Annotated in this window: 16 protein-coding genes and 1 pseudogene; 12 read left to right on the top strand and 5 right to left on the bottom strand. The window is 71.2% G+C overall.

The features are described 5' to 3' along the window. The first annotated feature begins 146 nt into the window (after window positions 1-146). Together AB0C59_RS01635 and AB0C59_RS01630 are read left to right on the top strand one after the other, a co-directional pair. A complete protein-coding gene (locus AB0C59_RS01635; RefSeq protein WP_363000159.1) occupies window positions 147-845 on the top strand; it encodes a response regulator transcription factor in 699 nt (232 codons plus the stop codon). 77 nt (window positions 846-922) lie between these two features. Then, window positions 923-2,458: a HAMP domain-containing sensor histidine kinase gene (locus AB0C59_RS01630; RefSeq protein WP_363000158.1), complete on the top strand. Its 1,536-nt coding sequence runs from the start codon at window positions 923-925 to the stop codon at window positions 2,456-2,458. 261 nt (window positions 2,459-2,719) lie between these two features. Here the strand turns inward: AB0C59_RS01630 and AB0C59_RS01625 are convergent, their stop codons facing one another. Together AB0C59_RS01625 and AB0C59_RS01620 are read right to left on the bottom strand one after the other, a co-directional pair. Next, window positions 2,720-4,639 carry an amino acid transporter gene (locus AB0C59_RS01625; protein WP_363000157.1) on the bottom strand — a complete coding sequence of 640 codons (1,920 nt, stop codon included), beginning with the start codon at window positions 4,637-4,639 and terminating at the stop codon, window positions 2,720-2,722. A 221-nt stretch (window positions 4,640-4,860) separates the two neighbouring features. Continuing rightward, window positions 4,861-6,837, bottom strand: coding sequence for an APC family permease (locus AB0C59_RS01620; RefSeq protein WP_363000156.1), 1,977 nt, complete (start codon window positions 6,835-6,837; stop codon window positions 4,861-4,863). Window positions 6,838-7,233: 396 nt separating this feature from the next. Here AB0C59_RS01620 and AB0C59_RS01615 point away from each other — a divergent pair, with 396 nt between their 5' ends. Then, window positions 7,234-7,689 carry a hypothetical protein gene (locus AB0C59_RS01615; protein WP_363000094.1) on the top strand — a complete coding sequence of 152 codons (456 nt, stop codon included), beginning with the start codon at window positions 7,234-7,236 and terminating at the stop codon, window positions 7,687-7,689. A 73-nt stretch (window positions 7,690-7,762) separates the two neighbouring features. Here AB0C59_RS01615 and AB0C59_RS01610 read toward each other — a convergent pair whose 3' ends face one another. Further along, window positions 7,763-8,317: a hypothetical protein gene (locus tag AB0C59_RS01610; RefSeq protein ID WP_363000093.1), complete on the bottom strand. Its 555-nt coding sequence runs from the start codon at window positions 8,315-8,317 to the stop codon at window positions 7,763-7,765. 370 nt (window positions 8,318-8,687) lie between these two features. Then, window positions 8,688-10,748 (bottom strand): restriction endonuclease, encoded by a 2,061-nt coding sequence (locus tag AB0C59_RS01605; RefSeq protein WP_363000092.1) that lies wholly within the window; start codon window positions 10,746-10,748, stop codon window positions 8,688-8,690. A 155-nt stretch (window positions 10,749-10,903) separates the two neighbouring features. On the opposite strand from AB0C59_RS01605, the gene AB0C59_RS01600 reads away from it, so the two are divergent. Both AB0C59_RS01600 and AB0C59_RS01595 read left to right on the top strand, forming a co-directional pair. Then, window positions 10,904-11,539 carry a hypothetical protein gene (locus AB0C59_RS01600; protein ID WP_363000155.1) on the top strand — a complete coding sequence of 212 codons (636 nt, stop codon included), beginning with the start codon at window positions 10,904-10,906 and terminating at the stop codon, window positions 11,537-11,539. Between the two features lie 55 nt (window positions 11,540-11,594). Next, window positions 11,595-12,147: pseudogene (locus AB0C59_RS01595) on the top strand (flavoprotein). Between the two features lie 59 nt (window positions 12,148-12,206). Here the strand turns inward: AB0C59_RS01595 and AB0C59_RS01590 are convergent. Then, window positions 12,207-12,878, bottom strand: coding sequence for a hypothetical protein (locus tag AB0C59_RS01590; protein ID WP_363000091.1), 672 nt, complete (start codon window positions 12,876-12,878; stop codon window positions 12,207-12,209). A gap of 139 nt (window positions 12,879-13,017) precedes the next feature. On the opposite strand from AB0C59_RS01590, the gene hemL reads away from it, so the two are divergent. The 7 genes from hemL (at window position 13,018) to ccsB (ending at window position 21,011) form a co-directional block, all read left to right on the top strand. Further along, window positions 13,018-14,337, top strand: a complete 1,320-nt coding sequence (gene hemL / locus AB0C59_RS01585) for a glutamate-1-semialdehyde 2,1-aminomutase (RefSeq protein ID WP_363000090.1) — start codon at window positions 13,018-13,020, stop codon at window positions 14,335-14,337. Then, window positions 14,334-15,008 (top strand): histidine phosphatase family protein, encoded by a 675-nt coding sequence (locus AB0C59_RS01580; RefSeq protein WP_363000089.1) that lies wholly within the window; start codon window positions 14,334-14,336, stop codon window positions 15,006-15,008. The genes hemL and AB0C59_RS01580 overlap by 4 nt, the downstream gene beginning before the upstream one ends. Window positions 15,009-15,257: 249 nt before the next feature. Then, window positions 15,258-16,535 (top strand): hypothetical protein, encoded by a 1,278-nt coding sequence (locus AB0C59_RS01575; protein ID WP_363000088.1) that lies wholly within the window; start codon window positions 15,258-15,260, stop codon window positions 16,533-16,535. Window positions 16,536-16,601: 66 nt separating this feature from the next. Continuing rightward, on the top strand, window positions 16,602-17,237 hold the full coding sequence (locus tag AB0C59_RS01570) for a TlpA disulfide reductase family protein (protein ID WP_363000087.1): 636 nt from the start codon (window positions 16,602-16,604) through the stop codon (window positions 17,235-17,237). Between the two features lies 1 nt (window position 17,238). Then, complete coding sequence (locus AB0C59_RS01565) at window positions 17,239-18,027, top strand: cytochrome c biogenesis protein CcdA (RefSeq protein WP_363000086.1); 789 nt, start codon at window positions 17,239-17,241, stop codon at window positions 18,025-18,027. A 3-nt stretch (window positions 18,028-18,030) separates the two neighbouring features. Beyond that, window positions 18,031-19,932, top strand: a complete 1,902-nt coding sequence (locus AB0C59_RS01560; protein ID WP_363000085.1) for a cytochrome c biogenesis protein ResB — start codon at window positions 18,031-18,033, stop codon at window positions 19,930-19,932. Then, on the top strand, window positions 19,929-21,011 hold the full coding sequence (gene ccsB, locus AB0C59_RS01555; protein ID WP_363000084.1) for a c-type cytochrome biogenesis protein CcsB: 1,083 nt from the start codon (window positions 19,929-19,931) through the stop codon (window positions 21,009-21,011). Before AB0C59_RS01560 ends, ccsB begins: the two co-directional genes overlap by 4 nt. The last annotated feature ends 81 nt before the right edge of the window (window positions 21,012-21,092 follow it).

The raw sequence follows: 21,092 nt of genomic DNA, 5'->3' as shown, positions 1-21,092 counted from the left end.
CCGACCGCCCGCCGGACGGACCGGCGCGGCCGACCGCACCCGCCTCGGGCCCCAGCGGTGAGATGCCGGTAAGAAGGGGGCTGGGGACTGATCCACCCGCGGGTGCGGCGCCTGGGGCTTGGCAGACTGGTGGGGTGACCCAGACCGTGCTGCTCGCCGAGGACGACCGCGCCATCCGCCATGCCCTGGAACGCGCGCTGACGCTGGAGGGTTACGAGGTGAACGCGGTGGCCGACGGGGTGGAAGCCCTCGCCCAGGCCCACCGCACCCAGCCCGACGTGCTCGTTCTCGATGTGATGATGCCCGGCATCGACGGCCTCCAGGTCTGCCGGGTCCTGCGCGCCGAGGGCGACCGCACCCCGATCCTGATGCTCACCGCGCTGGTGGAGACCGCCGACCGGATCGCGGGCCTGGACGCGGGCGCGGACGACTACGTGGTGAAGCCGTTCGACGTCGAGGAGGTGTTCGCCAGGCTGCGGGCCCTGCTGCGCCGCACCCACGGCGCCCCCCTCGACCAGGCCAAGGAGGAGGAGAAGATCCCCACCGGCCAGGTGTCCGTCGCCGGACTGCGCATGGACGTACAGGCGCGCCGCGCCTGGCGGGGCGAGCGGGAGCTCGAACTCACCCGGACCGAGTTCGACCTGCTGGAACTGCTCGCCCGCAACGCCGGCATCGTCCTCGACCACGCCACCATCTACGACCGCATCTGGGGCTACGACTTCGGCCCCGGCTCCAAGAACCTCGCCGTCTACGTCGGCTACCTGCGGCGCAAGCTCGACGAACCGCAGGCGCCGGCCCTCATCCACACGGTGCGCGGCGTGGGGTACGTCCTGAGGGAGGACTAGTGCCTCCCCCCTCCGCACCGGGCGAGCGGCCGGGCGCCGGATTCTGGCTGCGCCTGTGGCGGCGCCTGCCGCGCGGGATCCGGGCCCGGCTGCGCCTGCGGTCCCGGCTGCGGCAGGTGTCCTCGCTGCGGACCACCTTCACCGTGTCGTTCGCGGCCGTCGCCGCCGGTGTCACCGTCCTCGTCGGCTTCCTCAGCTACGACGCCGCCGCCCGCCTGGTGCGGGTGGACCAGCAGACCGTCTTCGCGCAGGTCGTCGCCGACCTCCAGGACCAGGTCGGCGAGAAGCAGCTCAAGCCGGACGACTTCGCCATCTCCGTCAAGGACCACGACACCCCGCGCGACGACATCATCCGGCCCGCCCGCACGGTGGTGCAGGTCCTCGGGCCGGGCGGTTCGGTCGTGGACCACTCCAATCCGGCGCTGCCCGTCGGCGGCGACGACACCCGGATCGCCGAGGCCGCCACGGCGGGCAAGCTCGTCGAGCACAAGAACGTCGACGTCGACGGGGACGTCTACCGGGTCGCCACCGTCGCGCTCGGCCGCGGCAAGGGCGCCGTGCAGGTCGCCCAGGAGCTCAGCAGCACCGAGGACCTGCTGCGCAGCCTCCAGCAGCGCACGGCCCTGCTGATGGGCGCGGTCGTGATCGCCGCCGGCCTGTTCGGCTGGTGGCTCGCCCGCCGCATCACCCGGCGGCTGGTGCGGCTGGCCGGTGCCGCCGAGGACGTGGCCCGCACCCGGCGGCTCGGCAACATCGAGGTGCCGGTCACCGGCAACGACGAGGTGGCCCGGCTCGGCCGCTCCTTCGACCGGATGCTCGGGCGCCTGGCCCAGTCCGAGGAGGACCAGCGGCGCCTGGTCCAGGACGCGGGACACGAGCTGCGGACCCCCCTGACCTCGCTGCGGACCAACATCTCCCTGCTGCGCCGGATCGACGAGCTGCCGCCGGCCGCCCGCGAGGAACTCGTCGCCGACCTGGCGCTGGAGTCCCGGGAGCTGACCGACCTGGTCAACGAGCTGGTCGACCTGGCGGCCGGGCAGTCGGACACGGAGCCGGTGCAGCGGCTGTCGCTCGCCGATCTCGCGGAGGACGCGGCGACGATCGTGCGGCGCCGCACCGGACGCGACATCGTCGTCCACGCGCGGGGCGACACGACGGTCGACGGTCGGTCCACGTCCCTGCAACGGGCGGTGTCGAACCTGCTGGAGAACGCGGCGAAGTTCGACCGGGACGGTGAGGCGCCGATCGAGATCGCCGTCACGGGCCCCCGGCGGCCGCTCCCGCACGAGGACGCCGCCGAGCCGAGGACCGGGGTGCGGGGCGAGCCGAGGAGGACGCCGCAGGCCGGCGGCGTCCGGGTGGAGGTGCTCGACCGCGGGCCCGGCATCGAGGAGGTCGACCTGCTGCGCGTCTTCGACCGCTTCTACCGTGCGGCGGACGCGCGCAGCCTGCCCGGTTCGGGGCTCGGCCTGTCGATCGTGCAGGACGTGGCCGTCTGGCACGGCGGGGCGGCGTTCGCCTCCCGGCGCGAGGGCGGCGGGGCCGTCATCGGCTTCACGGTCCGGAGCGGGGGCGCGGCGAGCGGCGAGGAGGCCCACCGGCGCCGCCGATGAGGGCGCTTGCCGGGCCGGCGGTGAGGCCGGGTTCGGCGGCGAGGGCCGGGCTGGCGGCGAGGGACAGGCGGGCGCTGAGGGCTGCACCGGTGGTGAGGGCGGGTTCGGTGGTGAGGGCGGGGCCGGTGGTGAGGGCCGGCTGGGGTTGTGGGCCGGACCGTTGGTGAGGGCCGGGCCGGTGGTGAGGGACAGAGGCCGGTGGTGAGGGACAGAGGCCGGTGGTGAGGGCCGGATCGGTGGCGAGGGGGGCGCCGGTCGCGTTCAGCCGACATGGACGCGGGGGCGGCGGGTCGGGTCGGGTTCGGCCTCGCGCAGGACCTCCCGGGTGACGGGGGCGACTTCGCCCTGGCCGAAGAGGAAGAAGCGCAGGAAGTTGGCGAACGGATTGCCCTCGGTCCACTCGAAGTAGATGTGGGGGATGCAGCCGGTGGTGTCCCGCACGTGCAGCATGAACGCGGCCAGGGCGTTGGGGATGGACGCGGACTCGAGGCTGAGGACGCGGTAGCGGCCGTGGAGCACCTCGCCGTGGACGGTCAGACAGCTCTCGAACTCGGAGGGGTCGCCGATGGTGACCTCCAGGAAGACGAGGTCGTGTTCGGGGGTGAGGTCGTTGTCGGCGCGGATCTGCTCGATCTTGGAGCGGTATTCGGTGAGGTCGCGGTTGTCGGGTTCGTTGGCGATGAAGCGGATACGGCGGCTGGCGGTGTCGCGGACGAAGCGTTCGGCCATGGAGTCGAGGGCCACGCTGGTCACCCGGAGCTCGAAGGAGCGCGCGAGGCGGGAGAGCAGGGAGATCAGGATGATGCCGGCGATGAAGCAGGCACCGATCTTGACGCCGTCGGGGCGTTCGATGACGTTGGCGACGGTGGTGTAGAGGAACACGGCGGCGATGGCCGCGAAGGCGACGGTCCAGGCGCGTTGGCGCGCCTTGCGGGCGGCGATGGTGACGGCGATGGCGGCCGAGCTGATCAGGACGAGGACGCCGGTGGCGTAGGCGCCGCCCTGGGCGTCGACGTTCGCGTCGAAGATCCAGGTGACGAGGAACGCGATGAGGATGAAGACCAGGACCATGGGGCGGACGGCCCGGGCCCAGTGGGGGGCCATGCCGTAGCGGGGCAGGTAGCGGGGCATGAGGTTGAGCAGGCCGGCCATGGCGGAGGCGCCCGCGAACCAGAGGATGGCGATGGTGGAGGCGTCGTAGAGGGTGCCGAAGGCGTTGCCGAGGTAGGTGTGGGCCAGATAGGCCAGGGCGCGGCCGTTGGCCTGTCCGCCGGGCCGGAACTCCTTCTCCGGGATGAGGAGGGTGGTGATGAAGCTGGTGGCGATGAGGAAGACGCTCATGACGACGGCGGCCGTGGTCAGGAGCTTCTTGGTGTCGCGGATGCGGCCGGCGGGCCGTTCCTCGGTGTCGGCGGGTCCGCCCCTGACGTGCGGCATGACGGCCACGCCGGTCTCGAAGCCGGACAGGCCGAGGGCGAGCTTGGGGAAGACGAGGAGCGCGACGCCGACCATGACGAGGACGTCGCCGTGCTGGGCGGTGAGGGCGGTGCCCCAGTCGGTGACGACGTGCTCCGCGGTGGCCACGTGCCACAGGCCGGTGACGACCACCACGGCGTTGAGGGCGAGGTACAGGGCGACCAGGGCGAAGGCGACGCCCACGGCCTCGAGGAAGCCCTTGAGGAAGACCGCGCCGAGCAGGGCGACCAGGACGAGGGTGATCAGCGTCTGGTGGCTGTGGAGGGCGGAGGTGAGATGGGGGTTCTCGACGAGGTGGGTGGCGGCGTCGGCGGCGGAGAGGGTGATGGTGATCAGGAAGTCGGTGGCGGCGAAACCGAGCAGGGTCAGGACGAAGAGCTTGCCCTGCCAGAAGGACAGCAGGCGTTCGAGCATCGCGATCGAGCCCTCGCCGTGGGGGCTCTCCTCGGCGACGCGGCGGTAGACGGGAAGCGCCCCGGCGAGGGTGACGAGGACCAGCACGAGGGTGGCGATCGGGGAGAGCAGCCCCGCGGCGAGCGCGGCGATACCGGGCTGGTAGCCGAGGGTGGAGAAGTAGTCGACACCGGTCAGGCACATCACCCGCCACCAGCGCTGCCCCTGGTGGCCCACGGGTTCGGGAGCCGCGTCCTGGGCGGGGGCGGCGTGCGGGCCGACCTTCGCCATGTCGGACAGCCCCTCCAGCATCCACGCCCGCAGACGCCTGGGACGGTCCTGCTCGGCGGCGGCCGTCGGCGTGCTCTTTCGGCGTGCTCCGCCCACGTGCTCTCGCTCCCTCGGCACACGGCGTGAGGCATACGGGGTGAGGCATACGGCGCTGCTTCGGCCTCGGCTCCCGCTCCCACCAGCCTAGGCAGCGGGCGCGCAGGCGCCACCGGGGCGTGCGCGGGCAGGGCGTGCGCGCGGGCTCAGTGGTGTCCCGCCACCCGGTTCCCCGGCTCGCCCCTGCGCACCGATCCCGGTGCCCGCCCGGCGGGCCGGGCCGCGGCACGGGCCGAGGACGTCAGCTGCCAGGGCACGCTGATCACCATCACCCCCGGTGTGAACATCAGACGGCTCTTGAGCCACAGCGCCGACTGGTTGTGCAGCAGGTTCTCCCACCAGTGGCCGACCACGTACTCCGGGATGAAGACGGCGACCACGTCGCGCGGGCTCTCGCGGCGGATCGAGCGCACATGGTCGAGGACCGGCCGGGTCACCTCGCGATACGGCGAGTCGAGGACCTTCAGCGGCACGCCGATGCCGTACTCCTCCCACTGCCGCTCCAGTTCGGCCGCCTCCCCGCGGTCCACCGCGACCGTCAGCGCCTCCAGCCGGTCCGCTCTGAAGGCCCGCGCGTACGCCAGCGCCCGCAGCGTCGGCTTGTGGACCCGCGAGACCAGGACGAGCGCCAGCACCCGGGAGGGCAGGGTCAGCTCGTACCGAGGGTCGGTCACCGCGAGTTCCGCGGCCGTGGTGTCGTAGTGCCGGCGGATGCCCCGCATCATCACCCACAGCACGAGGACCGCCAGCACCGCGAGCCAGGCACCCTGGGTGAACTTCGTGGCCAGCACGATCACCAGGACCAGCCCCGTGACCACGGACCCGACGGAGTTGACGGCCCGCGCCCGGTGATGGCGGCGGCGCGCCCTGGTGTCGTGGGTCGCGCGCAGTTCGCGGTTCCAGTGCCGGACCATGCCCAGCTGGGAGAGGGTGAACGCGGTGAACACGCCGAGGATGTAGAGGTGGATGAGGCTGGTGACGTTCGCCCGGAACCCCCACAGCAGCAGCCCGGCGACGACGGCGAGCGCGAGGATGCCGTTGGAGAAGGCGAGGCGGTCGCCCCGGTTGTGCAACTGGCGGGGCAGATAGCGGTGGTGGGCGAGCAGGGAGGCCAGCAGCGGGAAGCCGTTGAAGGCCGTGTTCGCGGCGAGGATCAGGACGAGCGCCGTGGCCGCCTGGATGACGTAGAAGCCGACGCTGTGCTCCCCGCCGAGGACCGCCGCCGCGAGCTGCGCGATCACCGTGCGCTGCGTGTAGGCGTGGCAGTCGCCCTTCAGGCCGGTCAACCGGCAGGAGTCGGTGGCCACGTGGACGTGCGCGAGCAGCGCCAGCGCGGTGACCCCGGCGAACATCGCCAGGGCGAGGGCGCCCATCGCGGCCAGGGTCGCCGCCGCGTTGCGCGCCTTCGGTACGCGGAAGGCGGGCACACCGTTGGAGATCGCCTCGACACCCGTCAGCGCCGTGCAGCCGGAGGAGAACGCCCGCAGCACCAGCATCGCCAGGGCCACGCCGGCGAGGCCCGTGGTGCCGGGCTCGGGGGTGACGCCGTAGCGCGCGGTCTGGGCCAGGGGCGGGTTCCCGCCCGCGTACTGGATCAGGCCGGTGACCACCATGAGCAGGACACCGCCGGTGAAGAGATAGGTCGGCACGGCGAAGGCCCGCCCCGACTCGCGGACGCCGCGCAGGTTCGCCGCGGTCAGCAGCGCCACGAAGGACAGCGCCGACAGCACGCGGTGCCCGGCGAGTTCGGGAACCGCCGAGATGATGTTGTCGACCCCGGAGGCGATCGACACGGCCACCGTCATGACGTAGTCCACGAGCAGCGAGGCGGCCACGAGCAGCCCCGCGGAAGGGCCGAGGTTGGTGGACACCACCTCGTAGGAGCCGCCGCCCGTCGGATAGGCCCGCACGACCTGGCGGTACGACAGCACCACCACCGCCAGCAGCACCACCACCCCGATCGCGATCCACGGCGTGAAGTGCAGGTACGCCAGCCCGCCGAGGGTGAGGACCAGCAGGATCTCCTGGGTCGCGTACGCCACCGACGACAGCGGGTCGGAGGCGAAGATCGGCAGGGCGAGCCGCTTGGGCAGCAGCGTCTCGTGCAGCTCCTCGCTGCGCATGGCCCGGCCGATCACCAGCCGCTTGAGGATCTCCGTGATGGTGGGCACGGCCGGAGCGTAAGCCGCGCGGCGGGAGCGGGACGGCAGCGACCCGCACGGGGTGCACGGGGGCGCACGGGGGCGGAACGCGGGCTGCGGGCGGGGTCGTGGCCGGGGTCGTGGGCGCGCGCCGAACGCGGTTTCCCGGACCGGGAAATGAGGCGAGGGTAAGAAAATCAGGCCGGCCGGTGACCCGCCCACCTGCGCTTCTGACGCTGGGTAGCCGGATTTCGGTCGCTCTCCGTCGCGGTGCGTCACTCTCCGGGTCGCCACCCGTTCGGTTCCATGTGAGCCTCGAAGGAGCGCGCGCCGGGGGAGTCCATCACTGGGGGATCTGTCGTAGGACAGGAGAGAAACGTGAAACTCACACTTCGCACCCGTTCCAGCCGAGCGCTCGCCGTCTGCGCGGTCTCCGCCGCGCTGGTCGCCTCCGGAGCGACCGCGGCGTTCGCGGTAGACCCGGTCGTGCCCAACACGGACAACTCGTCCCAGAGCTCGTCCGACACCGGCTCGCTGGTGACGAACCCGGGCCGCGCGCTGGCGGCGGCGATCATCGTCAAGACCGACCGCACCCAGGTCAGGTCCGGTGAGCTGGTGACCCTCTCGGGCACCACCCGGGGCCTGAAGATCGGCAGCCCCGTGGTGCTCCAGCACTTCGACGGCGTCAAGTGGGTCAACCTGCCCGACCGCGCGATGGTCAGGACGGGCTCGACCTACCGCCTGGCCTTCAAGCCCACCATCCGGGGCAAGCAGCAGTACCGGGTGATGGTCAGCAGGACGATGTCCCTCCCGGTGTCGATCAACGTGATGTGACGTCACGCTGAGCCGACCCCATGAGGTCGAGGGGTGCCCCGGTCCCGGGGCACCCCTTCCTCGTGCTCCCGCTCTAGTCGGTCTCGCCGCAGAACGTCGTGGCTGCGAGGGCCGCTCCGGCCTTGAAGCCCGACTCGTAGTTCGGGTCCACCGCCGTCAGGCCCTGCGGCAGCTTGGCGTCGCAGGCCTTCTTGACCGCCGCGAACCCGTCCGAGAAGCCCTTCTTGAACTGCTTCTTGGCGTCCTGCTTCTCGCCGTTGTCGGTGGTCTTGGCGCCGGGCGTCTTACCGCACTTGACCGTGCCGTCCTTGTCGCCCGTGATCGTGTAGGTGCCGGGGTTGAGACCGCTGAAGGAGATGGCACCGTCCGTGACCTTCGAGAAGCCCCCGCCGTTGCCGCCGGAGAAGGAGACCCCGTCGGACTTGAGGCCCGACGCGAGCAGCGTGAACTTCGGGTCGCCGGGCTTGGAGTTGGCCGCGTCCTGCGTGAGCAGGCATCTCGCCTTCGCCGGAACGGCGGCGGGCGAGTGCGCCGGCCCGCTCGCGGCGTGTGCGGCGGCGACGGGTGCGAGGGCCAGTGACGAGACCACCAGCGGGGCGAGTACCGCGAGACGACGAGTACGGATCATCGTGCATCCTCCCAGGGCGGGACGAGGACGGCCCTTGCTGTGGCCGCCCTGCTTGCGAAAGGCACGCCGGGAAGAGGGCCGGACCGGGGCGGCCGGGCCCGCATGGTCGCGATCGGGGACCGGATCGAAGACGTAGGGGATCGCACACGCCGAGGGCGGTGCGGGGCGGCCCTTGCCTGCCGCCGGGGGCTTCCACACGGTCAGCGTCGAACCGGTGTGCCATCCCTCCCCATGCTCCGACTCCGGGGTGGAGGTGTCCACCGGAGCCTCGGGGGCCGGGTCCGGGGGGCCTGCGAAACGGTGCCCTCCCCCCCGGTGTCGCGGGCCCGCGGAGTGTGCGCAGGCCGGTGTACCGGCTCAGTGCCGGGGCCTACTCCACTTCCACGCCGTAGTCGACGACGAGTTCCTCCAGGCCGCCTGCGTAGCCCTTGCCCCCGACGACGAAGTCCCAGTCGCCGTTGGACCTTCGGCGGAACGAGCCGAGTGTCAGAGCGGTCTCGCCGGGCCGGCCGTCGGAGACGTCGAGCCGCCCCAGCTCGGCCATCCTCGGGTCGAGGAGCCGGATGCACGCGTCCGTGAAGCCGGAGAGATCCGCGTGGGGATTGACCTCCGGGTCGACGGCGGCCACGAGCACGAACCTGTCGGCCGCCTCCGGCAGCGCGTCGAAGGCCACACAGATCGCGGCTCTGTCAGGCGCGGTGGGAGGAAGAGCCCGCACGGTCCCGTCGGGCGTCCGCTGGTTGTTGAAGAAGACGAAGTGGTCGTCGCTGAGCACACGGTTGCCGCGGCAGACGAGCGCACACACGTCCAGGGCGACGCTTCCGGTCCACGACATGCCCAGGATGTTGTAGTCGACGGGCAGACGCGGGTCCGGAACCGTCGGCGTCCGCCGCGCCGCGGGGCGGCGGGCACCGTCACCCAGGCGCCCACGGAGTCCATGGCGGTGCAGCAGGTCGACGAGCTCGGTGCCCGAGATCAGTTCCAGGGGCTTGCCGTTGGCGAAGGTGTGCGAGCCAGGTCCGAACCTCGACGTCGTCACGAGGACACCCTTGTTGGCTCCGGTGTCCTGCACGGTGCCGTACAAGTCGCGTACGGCGGTGGGCGGCACCGTGTTGCGGTAGCGCTTCACCTGCACGACGATCTTGCCGCCCCGGATCGGTGTCGGATCCACCGCGTCGACGTCCACCCCGCCGTCGTTGGAGCGTTGGGTAGTGACCGCCCGCATCCCCATGGCGCGGAACAGGTCGGCGACAAGGTCCTCGAAGTGGATCGGGTCCATCTCGTAGAGGTCGGGCTCCTCGCCGCCGCCGTGCGCGACGACGTGGTTCCCCACATCCGACGGCCGGCGGCTCGGCCGCACCGGTGCGAGTTGGTCGGGGCGGGTCGAGAGCTGCCCCCGCAGGGCATCGGCAAGGCAACTGCAGGCGTCCACCTGCGCCAGGTGCAGGTCCTGGAACGTCGAGCGCGGAGCCATCACCGTCGCCAGGTAGAGGTGACCCGGTCGGCCCGTGGTGGGGTCGTGCCCGTCCACGAACCCGTTCAGGATCACGGAGTCGAGAGCGCCCGTCCCGTCCGCGGCGAAGAGTTCGCGCAGGGTGAGCAGTACGCACTGCGCGACGACCTCCCGGTACAGGGCCCGGCGCTGACCTACCGGCCGAGGGGTCTCCTTGTCCTGGTCCACGCTGGGCATGTACCGGACCGACTTGGCTTCCGGGACGATGCTGTAGGCAGGCAGTTCCCAGTCCAGTACGAGTTGCCCGGCCGCCGGGTCGTAGGCCGCCAGCACCTGCCGTGGGAACCCCTCCGGCCACGCCGACGAGGCGTAGAGGGCGGCGGAGAAGTACTCGACCACGGAGTCGGGATCGCGGCGCCTCACCCCGTCGGCGAGTTCGGCGACGCCGACGTTGTGTCCTCGCACCTCGGCCAGCCGGGTGTCCGCCCACTGCTGGTGGTCCCGCTGGTATGCCGCCAACCGGTGCTGACGCTCGGCCTCGGCCGCCTGAGCCGCGCGCCAGTCCCGCTCGAAGCGCTCCTGGGCCTCGGCGTGTGCCTGGGCGCGGCCTTTCGCCGTCCAACCGGTCTGTGTCTGGTAGTGATCGAAGCTCGGCATGGGTACGGGCTGTGCCAACGCGCCCGGAGCGAACGGCAGGATCTCCTCCGGCCGTATGAGGGAGGAAGTCCTGAAAGCCGGCGCCTGGCATCCCGCGGCGAGGAGCCCCTGCAACGACGCTACCTGTGCGTCCAGTTCCTCCGTGCGCCGCAGTGCCTCGGCCTGCCGGTACTCGCGGTGGCTCTGGGCGGCACGCCGCTGGAAAGCACGCGCCTGCTGCTCCTCCTGTCTGCGTCGTCGGGCTTCCGCCTCCGCCTGGCGCTGCTGCTGCCTCTGCATCTCGGCCCAGACCCCGACCAGGCCACTAGAGCGACGACCCATATGGCGCAAGCCCTCCCCAAGGCAGGGTGGTTGTCCCCACAACCACCGGTAAAGGGACGACTCTATCCAGCGACAGCGGCGACGCACATCCGTCGCGGCACCACCTCGTGGGGTGGAACGGCCGAAGCATGGACCATGGCAGCGTGACGAAGCCGATGAACGACCCCCTGGTCGAACAGCCAGCCCCTGAGCCGGAGTTCTCCGCGTATCAGCAGGCGATGCGCGCGAGGCTCCTCGCGGCCCCCGTGGTTCCCGCGCCCGAGCCGTGGCGGCGCGTCGCCTGCGCCCCGGTCGGTGGACTGCTCGGGATCGGCTTCGCTTCGCACCCCGACAGCGGCCACGATCTCGTGATGGTCGTATCGGGCGACGGGCACGGACTCTTCGACGCCGTCACGGGCGAGAGGATCGCACGGGAGCGCGATCCCGACCCGGACGGCAGCACTCCGGAGGCGACCGCCGACCTGTCCTGCCCCGGGCTGGGCCCCATCGCCGGAGGCAGGGTGCGGATCGCCGGGCTCTTCGGCGGAGGGCTGCACGCCGGCACCGGGGACGGCTGGGCCGTGCAGGTCGTCGCCCCGGACTGGCCCCGCGACCGCGTCCTGCTCTCTCGTGGGAGCGCCTTGCCCCACTCCGGCCCCCACGCAGAGCGGTGGTGGCACATCCTCCACGCCGCCTACTCCGAGTTCCGGGCCGCCGGCTTCTCGCCCTCCGGGCAGACCCTCGCCGTGGCGACGAGCAGCGACCTGTCCCTGTGGACGCGGCGGACGGACGACCGGGCACGGAAGCCGTGACCGTCCCCGTACGCCGCCCGCACCGCACCGCCTCAGCCGTCAACCGGGAGTCCGCGTGAGTGATCACCCAGGCCGGCAGACCGAGAAGCCCTTCCTGTACGTCGTCGTGTGCGCGTCCGGCATCGCCGGCGAGGTCGGCACGCTCATCACCGCCGCGCACGAGCGGAACTGGGATGTGGGCGTCGTCGCCACTCCGCAGGGCCTCGGGTTCATCGACGCCCGCGCGGTCGAGACGCAGACCGGGTTCCCGATCCGGTCGGCCTGGCGCGCCCGGCGAACCACGGCCGTTGCCGCCCGCCGACGCCATCGCGGTGGCGCCCGCCACCTTCAACACGATCAACAAGTGGGCGGCGGGCATCTCCGACACCCTTGCCCTCGGCATCCTGTGCGAGGCGTACGGCTTCGGCATCCCCGTCGCCGCCCTGCCGTACCTCAACTCCGCCCAGGCCGCCCACCCCGCGTACCGGCAGAGCCTGGACCGGCTGCGGGCGATGGGTGTCCTGATCGGCTCCCACGAGCCGCACCGGCCCCAAACCGACGGCGGCGGCCGCTTCCGCTGGCAGGAGGCCCTGGACCTGCTCACACCCCGACTGCCCGCCCGGCAGTGATCAGCCACCACCCGGAGGGCGGGGCCCGAGAACCCCGCCCGTAGCCGCCGCGGCTCGACTCAGGGCCACACCAAGCAGTAGGGCTGGTGGCCGGCCTCGTGCAGTCGGTGGGAGAAGTCCTGCCACTCGTGGAGGAGCTGGTAGACGTTGAACGCGTCCCTCGGGCCGCCGCGGTCCGGGACCGTCGACCAGATGAACGCCGCCGCGCCGACCGCTTCCTCGCCGATCCCGCGCAGCGGGTCCACGACCGTCATGGGGAGCTTGACGACGGCGTAGTCGGGGTGCAGGACCACCAGTTCAAGCGGCGGGACCTTGTTCAGCGGCACGCCCTCGATGCCGGTGAGGACCATCGCGGCCATCGTCTCCGGCTTGATCTTGGTGAACATGCCGCCCATGCCCAGTTCGTCGCCGCCGAGTTCCTCGGGGCGCATCGAGATCGGGACGCGGGCCGCCGTGGCGCCGTCCGGTGCGCCGAAGTACTTGTATGTCACCCCCACCCGACCACCATTTCCGCTTCCTGAGCTGAGCCGATCCACCCTACGGTTCGCATGGTCCATGCCATCCATACGCGAGGACCGCTCGATTCGCTCAGGTCCGCTCTGTGCCCCCTGCGCACCCCGGGTCGGGCGGGTCTCCGCCGTCTCCTCCGCGTCGCGCCGGTGCCTTCCCCGCCGGGCACGCCGAGGACCGAGGTCATCGGTCCCCTCGCCCAGTCCGCCACCGCGATGCATATCTCCACCCGACTGCTGTTCTAGGCCGCGTGGCCCCCGCCGCGCAACCCGATCATCGTGTCAGTGACCTCCCCCACGGCCGCCCGCCGAAACGTGCGTCTAAACACCTGTCCGCGGGATCTTCGCAGCCTCTGACACCATGGCTCGTGTGAGCTATCCGTACGAAGCCCCAGTTTCGCAGACTCTTTTCGAGCGCGCGGCGGCCGTCACGCCCGGAGGCGTGAACTCTCCGGTGCGCGCCTTCCGCGCCGTGGGCGGTACGCCCCGGTTCATGGTGTCGGGGGACGGCCCCTGGCTGACCGACGCCGACGGCCGTGAATACGTCGACCTTGTGTGTTCGTGGGGGCCCATGATCCTCGGGCACTCCCACCCCGAGGTGATCGCCGCCGTCCAGGAGGCCGTCTCGCGCGGCACCTCCTTCGGCACCCCCGGTGAGGGCGAGGTCGCCCTCGCCGAGGAGATCGTCGCCCGGGTGGCGCCGGTCGAGCAGGTGCGCCTGGTCTCCAGCGGGACGGAGGCCACCATGTCGGCGATCCGGCTGGCCCGCGGGTTCACCCGGCGGGCCAAGGTGATCAAGTTCGCCGGGTGCTACCACGGTCACGTCGACTCGCTGCTGGCCGCGGCCGGGTCCGGCCTCGCCACCTTCGCGCTGCCCGACACCCCCGGCGTCACCGGTGCCCAGGCCGGCGACACGGTCGTCCTCCCCTACAACGACCTCGACGCCGTACGGGCCGCCTTCGCCGCCCACCCCGGCGAGATCGCCTGCCTGATCACCGAGGCCTCGCCCGGGAACATGGGCGTCGTGCCGCCGCTGCCCGGCTTCAACCAGGGGCTGAAGGACCTGTGCCGCGAGCACGGCGCGCTGTTCATCTCCGACGAGGTCATGACCGGCTTCCGTACCAGCCGGGCCGGCTGGTACGGCGTGGACGGGGTCGAGCCCGACCTCATGACCTTCGGCAAGGTCATGGGCGGCGGCTTCCCGGCCGCCGCGTTCGGCGGGCGCGCGGACGTCATGGCGCACCTCGCCCCGGCCGGCCCCGTCTACCAGGCGGGCACCCTGTCCGGTAACCCGGTCGCCACCGCCGCGGGCCTCGCCCAGCTGCGCCTGCTCGACGACGCCGCGTACGCCACGGTGGACGCGGTCTCCGCCGAGATCCAGGCGCTCGTCACGGGCGCCCTCACCAAGGAGGGCGTGGCGCACCGACTCCAGCACGCCTCGAACATGTTCTCGGTGTTCTTCACCGAGAGGCCCGTGCACAATTACGAGGACGCGAAGAGCCAGGAGTCCTTCCGGTTCACGGCGTTCTTCCACTCCCTTCTCTCGCAGGGCGTCTACCTGCCGCCCTCGTCCTTCGAATCCTGGTTCGTCTCCACCGCTCACGACGAGCGGGCGGTCCAGAAGATCGCCGACGCCCTTCCGGCGGCGGCCCGTGCGGCAGCGGAGGCCACAGCAGCATGAGTGACATCACCGTCGTCCATCTGATGCGACACGGCGAGGTGGCCAACCCCGACGGGGTGCTGTACGGGCGGCTGCCCGGCTACCACCTGTCCGAGCTGGGCCGGCAGATGGCCGACCGGGTCGCCGAGCACCTCGCCGAGCGGGACGTCACCCATGTCGTCGCCTCGCCGCTGGAGCGGGCTCAGGAGACGGCCACCCCGATCGCCAAGGCGCACGGCCTCGACCTCGCCAGCGACGAACGCCTCCTGGAGGCGGGCAACGTGTTCCAGGGCAAGACCTTCGGGGTCGGGGACGGGGCGCTCAGGCGCCCCGAGAACTGGAAGCACCTCGTCAACCCGTTCAAGCCGTCCTGGGGCGAGCCGTACGTCGAGCAGGTCGTACGGATGATGGGGGCGCTGGACGCGGCCAAGGACGCGGCGCGCGGGCACGAGGCCGTGTGCGTCAGCCACCAGCTGCCGATCTGGATCGTGCGCAGCTTCGTGGAGAAGCGCCGGCTGTGGCACGACCCGCGCAAGCGGCAGTGCACGCTCGCCTCCCTCACCTCGTTCACGTACCAGGGCGACAAGATCGTGTCCGTGGGGTACTCCGAGCCCGCCCGGGATCTGGTCCCGGCCCATCTCCTCGCGGGCGCCAAGCCCGTGAAGGGGAAGAACAAGGCGTTCGGGGCTTGAGGAAGGACCCTTGAGGGAAGCCTGAGGGGAGCCCGGAGGAAGCCCGGAGAGAGCCATGGGGGAGTCCCGTGGCAGGCGTCATGTGACGTACGCCAAAGTGCATGTTTCGTCACAAGGCGTGTTCAGGCTCTTCATGTGAGCTTATTTTCGTAAAATCCAGCCCAGGGGGGCGGGTTGAACGGAACCTGTGGCTCTCATGTGCCCTCTCAGTGGGTGACCACCGAGAGGGCGCGATGAGATGGGGACGCGATGCGGGACATCAGTCGGCGAGGACTGATAGGACTCGGGGCGGGCGCGGCGGCAGCGATGGGGCTGTCCGCGTGTGGCTCCGACCACCATGACGGCGCGGCACCGGGCAGTGGTTCCGGCGGAAAGAGTTCCGGCGGCGCCGACGCCCCCACGGCCACCGCGAAGCCCATCGGTGACGGCTCCACCGCCGACACCGGCAAGCAGCCGAACCAGCCCGGGAAGCCGGTCCCCCTGGAACCCGGCCAGACCCCGCCGCAGTTCGTCGTCTTCTCCTGGGACGGCGCCGGCGAGGTGGGCAACGGGCTCTTCCCCCGCTTCCTCGACCTCGCCAAGCAGCACGGCGCGCACATGACCTTCTTCCTCTCCGGGCTCTACCTGCTGCCGGAGTCGAAGAAGCGCAAGTACCTGCCGCCGAACAACGCGCCGGGCGCCTCCGACATCGGCTATCTCACGGACGAGCACATACGCCTCACGCTCAAGAACGTCCGCCGCGCCTGGCTCGAAGGCCATGAGATAGGCACGCACTTCAACGGCCACTTCTGCGGCGAGGCCCACGGCTCGGTGAAGTGGTGGACGCCCAAGCAGTGGCGCAGCGAGATCGAGCAGGCGAAGGCGTTCGTCAAGGAGTGGCGCACCAACACCGGGTTCACCGATCTCGAACCGCTGCCCTTCGACTACGACAAGGAACTGGTCGGCGGCCGTACGCCGTGCCTGCTCGGCCAGGACAACCTGCTGCCGACCGCCCGCGAGCTCGGCTGGCGCTACGACGCCTCCTCGCCCGGCGGCACCCAGGTCTGGCCGGTGAAGCGGCAGGGCGTGTGGGACTTCCCACTCCAGTCCATACCGTTCCCGGGGCACAGCTTCCAGGTGCTGTCCATGGACTACAACATCCTGGCCAACCAGTCGAACAACTCGACCCACGCGCCCCCGGCCAACTACCCGGGCTGGCGCACCCAGGCGACCAACGCGTACATAGCCGGATTCGACCGGGCGTACAAGTCGAACCGTGCCCCGTTCTTCATAGGCAACCACTTCGAGAAGTGGAACGGCGGCATCTACATGGACGCCGTCGAGAACGCGTTCAAGCACATCGCCCGGGAGAAGGAGAACGGCGCGGACGTGCGGCTCGTCTCCTTCCGGCAGTTCGCGGACTGGCTCGACGTCCAGCGTCCGGAGGTCGTGAGCAAGCTGCGGACCCTCGGGGTGGGGCAGCAGCCGACGGGCGGCTGGAAGCAGTTCCTGGGGGCGCCCTCCTCGGACCCGTCGAAGGCTGCCTGAAAAGCGGGTTTCCGCCCGCGAGGGGGGTGCGCAAGATCCCCGGATCGGACATGCGAAACTTTTCACATGAGTGCCGCCTTCCGCGCCCCCCAGCGCCTGAACCGCACCCGTAGCCGTAGCCGCCGACGTGCCGCCCTGGCCGGCGCCGGGGCCGCCGTCGCGGCGCTCGCGCTGGCCGCCTGCGGCTCCGGCGGCGTCTCCGGGGGCGGCGGCAACACCAACTTCGTCACCGGCAGCGACGGCATCGCGACCGTCAGGAAGGGCGAACGTGCCGCGGCCCCGGACCTGTCCGGCGCGACGATCGACGGCGGCAAGCTCGACCTCTCCGCCTACAAGGGCAAGGTCGTCGTCGTCAACGTCTGGGGCTCCTGGTGCCCGCCCTGCCGTGCCGAGGCCCCGAACTTCGTCAAGGTGGCCAAGGACATGGCGGGCAAGGGCGTGCAGTTCGTCGGGATCAACACCCGCGACACCAGCGCCGAGCCGGCCCGCGCCTTCGAGAAGCAGTACGGGGTGACGTACCCGAGTCTGTACGACCCGACCGGCAAGCTGATGCTCCGCTTCAAGCGGGGCACCCTCAACCCGCAGGCGATCCCCTCCACCCTGGTCATCGACCGGGACGGGAAGATCGCCGCGCGCACGCTGCAGGCCCTCAGCGAGGACAAGCTGCGCGAGATGCTCAACCCGGTCGTCGCGGAGAAGTGACGTGACGGCAGTGACCCCCCTCGCCGCCGCGGCGGCCACCACCGGCGCCGGCCTCAACGACACCGTGCTGAACGGCGGCCTGCTGGTCGCCCTGCCCCTCGCCCTGCTCGGCGGGCTCGTCTCGTTCTTCTCCCCGTGCGTGCTGCCCCTCGTCCCCGGCTACCTCTCCTATGTGACCGGGGTCACCGGAACCGACCTGGCCGAGGCCCGGCGGGGCCGGATGGCCACGGGCGCCGCCCTGTTCGTGCTCGGCTTCACCGCCGTCTTCGTCTCCGGCGGCGCACTGTTCGGCTACGCGGGCGACTCGCTCCAGGAGCACAAGGACGTCCTGTCCAAGGTGCTGGGCGTGCTGATGATCGCCATGGGCGTGTTCTTCATGGGCCTGATGCCCTGGTTCACCCAGCGCGAGTTCCGCTTCCACCGGCGGCCGGCCGCCGGCCTCGCGGGCGCCCCGTTCCTCGGCGCGCTCTTCGGCATCGGCTGGACGCCGTGCATCGGCCCCACCCTCGCCTCCGTGCAGGCGCTCGCGATCGACCAGGCGAGCGCCGGGCGCGGGGCCGTACTGACCATCGCGTACTGCGTCGGCCTCGGCCTGCCCTTCGTGATCGCCGCGGTCGCCTTCCGCAAGGCGCTCGGCGCGTTCGGCTGGGTCAAGCGCCACTATGTCTGGGTGATGCGCGTCGGCGGCACGATGATGATCGTGACCGGTCTGCTGCTGCTGACGGGAGCCTGGGACAGCATCATGCAGGACATGCGGAGCTGGTCCGACCACTTCAACGTGAGGGTCTGACCCATGAGCGACAGCGACACACGGAGCACCGACGTGCACAGCGACAGCGACGAGACCGTCAAGACCGCCGAGGCCGCGGAGCCGCTCGGCAGCGGCACCGACCCGGATCTCGGCGCCGCCGGCTCCCAGTTGTCCACCGCTCCCGTCGAGACCGCCATGCCCGGCTCGTTCGGAGGCTCCCGCGCCCCGGGAGCCAAGGGCTGGATCGTCTGGAGCGCCCGCGAGACGATCGGCTGGGCCCGCTGGTTCTGGCGGCAGCTCACCTCCATGCGGGTCGCCCTGATCCTGCTGTTCCTGCTCTCCCTCGGCGCGATCCCCGGTTCGCTGATCCCGCAGACCGGTGTGGACGCGCTCAAGGTGCGGCAGTTCATGAGCGACCACGACATCCTGGGGCCGATCTACGACAAGCTCGGGCTCTTCCACGTCTACAGCTCGGTGTGGTTCTCCGCGATCTACATCCTGCTGTTCGTGTCCCTCATCGGCTGCATCGTGCCGCGCACCTGGCAGTTCGTCGGCCAGCTGAGGGCACGGCCGCCGGGCGCGCCCAAGCGGCTCGGCCGGCTGCCCGCCTACGCGACCTGGCGGACCGACGCCGAGCCCGAGCAGGTCCGCGAGGCCGCGCTGAAGGTGCTGAGGCAGCGCCGCTTCCGGGCCCATCTCGACGGGGACGCGGTCGCCGCCGAGAAGGGCTATCTGCGCGAGGCCGGCAACCTGGCCTTCCACATCGCCCTGATCGTGCTGCTGGTCTCCTTCGCCTCCGGCCAGCTGTACAAGACGGAGGGCTCCAAGCTGGTCGTCGAGGGCGACGGCTTCTCCAACACGCTCACCCAGTACGACGACTTCAAGTCGGGCAGCCTCTTCTCCGACGACGACCTGGTGCCCTTCAGCTTCAACCTGAAGAAGTTCATCGGCACCTACGAGCGCACCGGGCCCAACAAGGGCACCCCGCGCAGGTACCAGGCGGACGTCACCTACAGCGAGGGTGCGTACGGCAAGGACAGGGCGACCTCGATCAAGGTCAACGAGCCGCTGGAGATCGGCGACGCCAAGGTCTACCTCGTCAGCCACGGGTACGCGCCCACCGTCACCGTGCGGGACGGCAAGGGCCAGGTCGTCTACCACGACGCCGTGCCGCTGCTGCCCCTCGACGGCAACGTGACCTCGCAGGGCGCCATCCAGGTCCGCGACGGCTACCGCAACGCCCAGGGCAGGTCCGAGCAGCTCGGCTTCTCCGCGTTCTTCGTGCCGACGTTCGCGGGGGCGGGCAAGGGCACGATGTTCTCCCAGTTCCCGGCCCTCGACTTCCCGGTGCTGGCGCTGAGCGGGTACCACGGTGACCTGGGCGTCGACGCGGGCATCCCGCAGAACGTGTACCAGCTGGACACCAAGAACCTGAAGCAGTTCAAGGACTCCAAGGGCAAGATCCTCGCCTCCCGGCTGCTGCCCGGCGAGACGATGACCCTGCCCGGCGGCAACGGCTCGATCACCTTCGACAAGGACATCAGGCAGTGGGCCCAGTTCCAGATCGTGCAGCAGCCGGGCACCGACTGGGCACTGGGCGGCTCGATCACCGCGATCCTCGGCCTGGCCGGCTCCCTGTTCATCCAGCGCCGCCGGATCTGGGTGCGCGCGAGCACCGGGGACGACGGTGTCACCGTCGTGGAGATGGCCGGCCTCGGCCGCAGTGAGTCCGCGAAGCTCCCCGAGGAACTCGGGGCGCTGGCCGCCCTGGTCCACGACCGGGCTCCCACGAGCCCCTCCGGCTCCAGCCCCGACACGGGCCCGGACGCCGCCCCCGACACCGCCCCCGGTACAGAGCCGGAGGGCGGCCCAGACGCCGACCCCGATCAGGAGCCGGGCGCCGATACCCCCGTACCCGCCGCCGAAGGGGCTCAGGAGAAGTGACCCTCGCCACCGCCACCAACGAACACCTCGCGAACCTCAGCAACACACTGATCTACTCCGCGATGGCCGTCTACACGCTGGCCTTCTTCGCGTACATCGCCGAATGGCTCTTCGGCAGCCGCAGCAAGGTCGCCCGCACCGCCCAGGCGCTCACCGCCGACGCCCCGCGCACGGCACAGGCGCCCGCCGTCACCGTCACCAAGGCGGGCGGCACGGCGGTGCTGGAGCGGCCCAAGGTCGTCACCCGCGCCGCAGCCGGCGCCCGTGACGTGCCGGACGGCCCCGGCGCGCACGGCGGCGACGAACAGGGCGACCTGTACGGCCGGATCGCCGTCTCCCTCACGGTGCTCTCCTTCCTCGTCGAACTCGCCGGCGTCGCCGCCCGCGCGGCCTCCGTGCAGCGGGCGCCGTGGGGCAACATGTACGAGTTCAACCTCACCTTCTCCACGGTCGCGGTCGGCGTCTACCTCGTGCTGCTCGCGCTGAAGAAGAACGTGCGCTGGCTCGGCCTCTTCCTCGTCACCACGGTCCTGCTCGACCTCGGCCTCGCCGTCACCGTGCTGTACACGGCCAGTGACCAGCTCGTCCCCGCGCTGCACTCGTACTGGCTGTACATCCACGTCTCCACCGCCATCTTCTGCGGCGCGGTCCTCTACGTCGGCGCGGTCGGCACCCTGCTCTACCTGTTCAAGGACGCCTACGAGACCAAGCTGGCCGAGGGCGGCACACCGGGCACCTTCGCCACCTCCGTCCTGGAGCGGCTGCCCTCCGCCGGCTCCCTGGACAAGTTCGCCTACCGCGTGAACGCCGCCGTGTTCCCGCTGTGGACGTTCACGATCATCGCGGGCGCCATCTGGGCCGAGTCCGCCTGGGGCCGGTACTGGGGCTGGGACCCCAAGGAGACCTGGGCCTTCATCACCTGGGTCGCCTACGCCTGCTACCTGCACGCCCGCTCCACCGCCGGCTGGAAGGGCCGCAAGGCCGCCTACATCGCGCTGATCGCCTTCGGCTGCTGGCTGTTCAACTACTACGGCGTCAACATCTTCGTGGGCGGAAAGCACTCCTACGCGGGAGTCTGAGCCCCCACCGGCGTCCGCACCAGGCGCCGAGCCACCGTGCACCACGGCATCGAGCCGCGGCCGGCACCGCGGCTCGGCGCC

Source organism: Streptomyces sp. NPDC048664, from assembly GCF_040650555.1.
Taxonomy (GTDB): Bacteria; Actinomycetota; Actinomycetes; order Streptomycetales; family Streptomycetaceae; genus Streptomyces.
This window is presented reverse-complemented; position numbering and strand designations above follow the sequence as displayed.

Bases quoted from the DNA above. Each gene is read 5' to 3' on its own strand.
- AB0C59_RS01625 (WP_363000157.1), bottom strand. From the start codon at position 4,639: ATGCTGGAGGGGCTGTCCGACATGGCGAAGGTCGGCCCGCACGCCGCC.
- AB0C59_RS01620 (WP_363000156.1), bottom strand. From the start codon at position 6,837: ATGCGCAGCGAGGAGCTGCACGAGACGCTGCTGCCCAAGCGGCTCGCC.
- AB0C59_RS01610 (WP_363000093.1), bottom strand. From the start codon at position 8,317: ATGATCCGTACTCGTCGTCTCGCGGTACTCGCCCCGCTGGTGGTCTCG.
- AB0C59_RS01605 (WP_363000092.1), bottom strand. From the start codon at position 10,748: ATGGGTCGTCGCTCTAGTGGCCTGGTCGGGGTCTGGGCCGAGATGCAG.
- AB0C59_RS01600 (WP_363000155.1), top strand. From the start codon at position 10,904: ATGAACGACCCCCTGGTCGAACAGCCAGCCCCTGAGCCGGAGTTCTCC.
- AB0C59_RS01590 (WP_363000091.1), bottom strand. From the start codon at position 12,878: ATGCATCGCGGTGGCGGACTGGGCGAGGGGACCGATGACCTCGGTCCT.
- hemL (WP_363000090.1), top strand. From the start codon at position 13,018: ATGGCTCGTGTGAGCTATCCGTACGAAGCCCCAGTTTCGCAGACTCTT.
- AB0C59_RS01580 (WP_363000089.1), top strand. From the start codon at position 14,334: ATGAGTGACATCACCGTCGTCCATCTGATGCGACACGGCGAGGTGGCC.
- AB0C59_RS01575 (WP_363000088.1), top strand. From the start codon at position 15,258: ATGCGGGACATCAGTCGGCGAGGACTGATAGGACTCGGGGCGGGCGCG.
- AB0C59_RS01570 (WP_363000087.1), top strand. From the start codon at position 16,602: ATGAGTGCCGCCTTCCGCGCCCCCCAGCGCCTGAACCGCACCCGTAGC.
- AB0C59_RS01560 (WP_363000085.1), top strand. From the start codon at position 18,031: ATGAGCGACAGCGACACACGGAGCACCGACGTGCACAGCGACAGCGAC.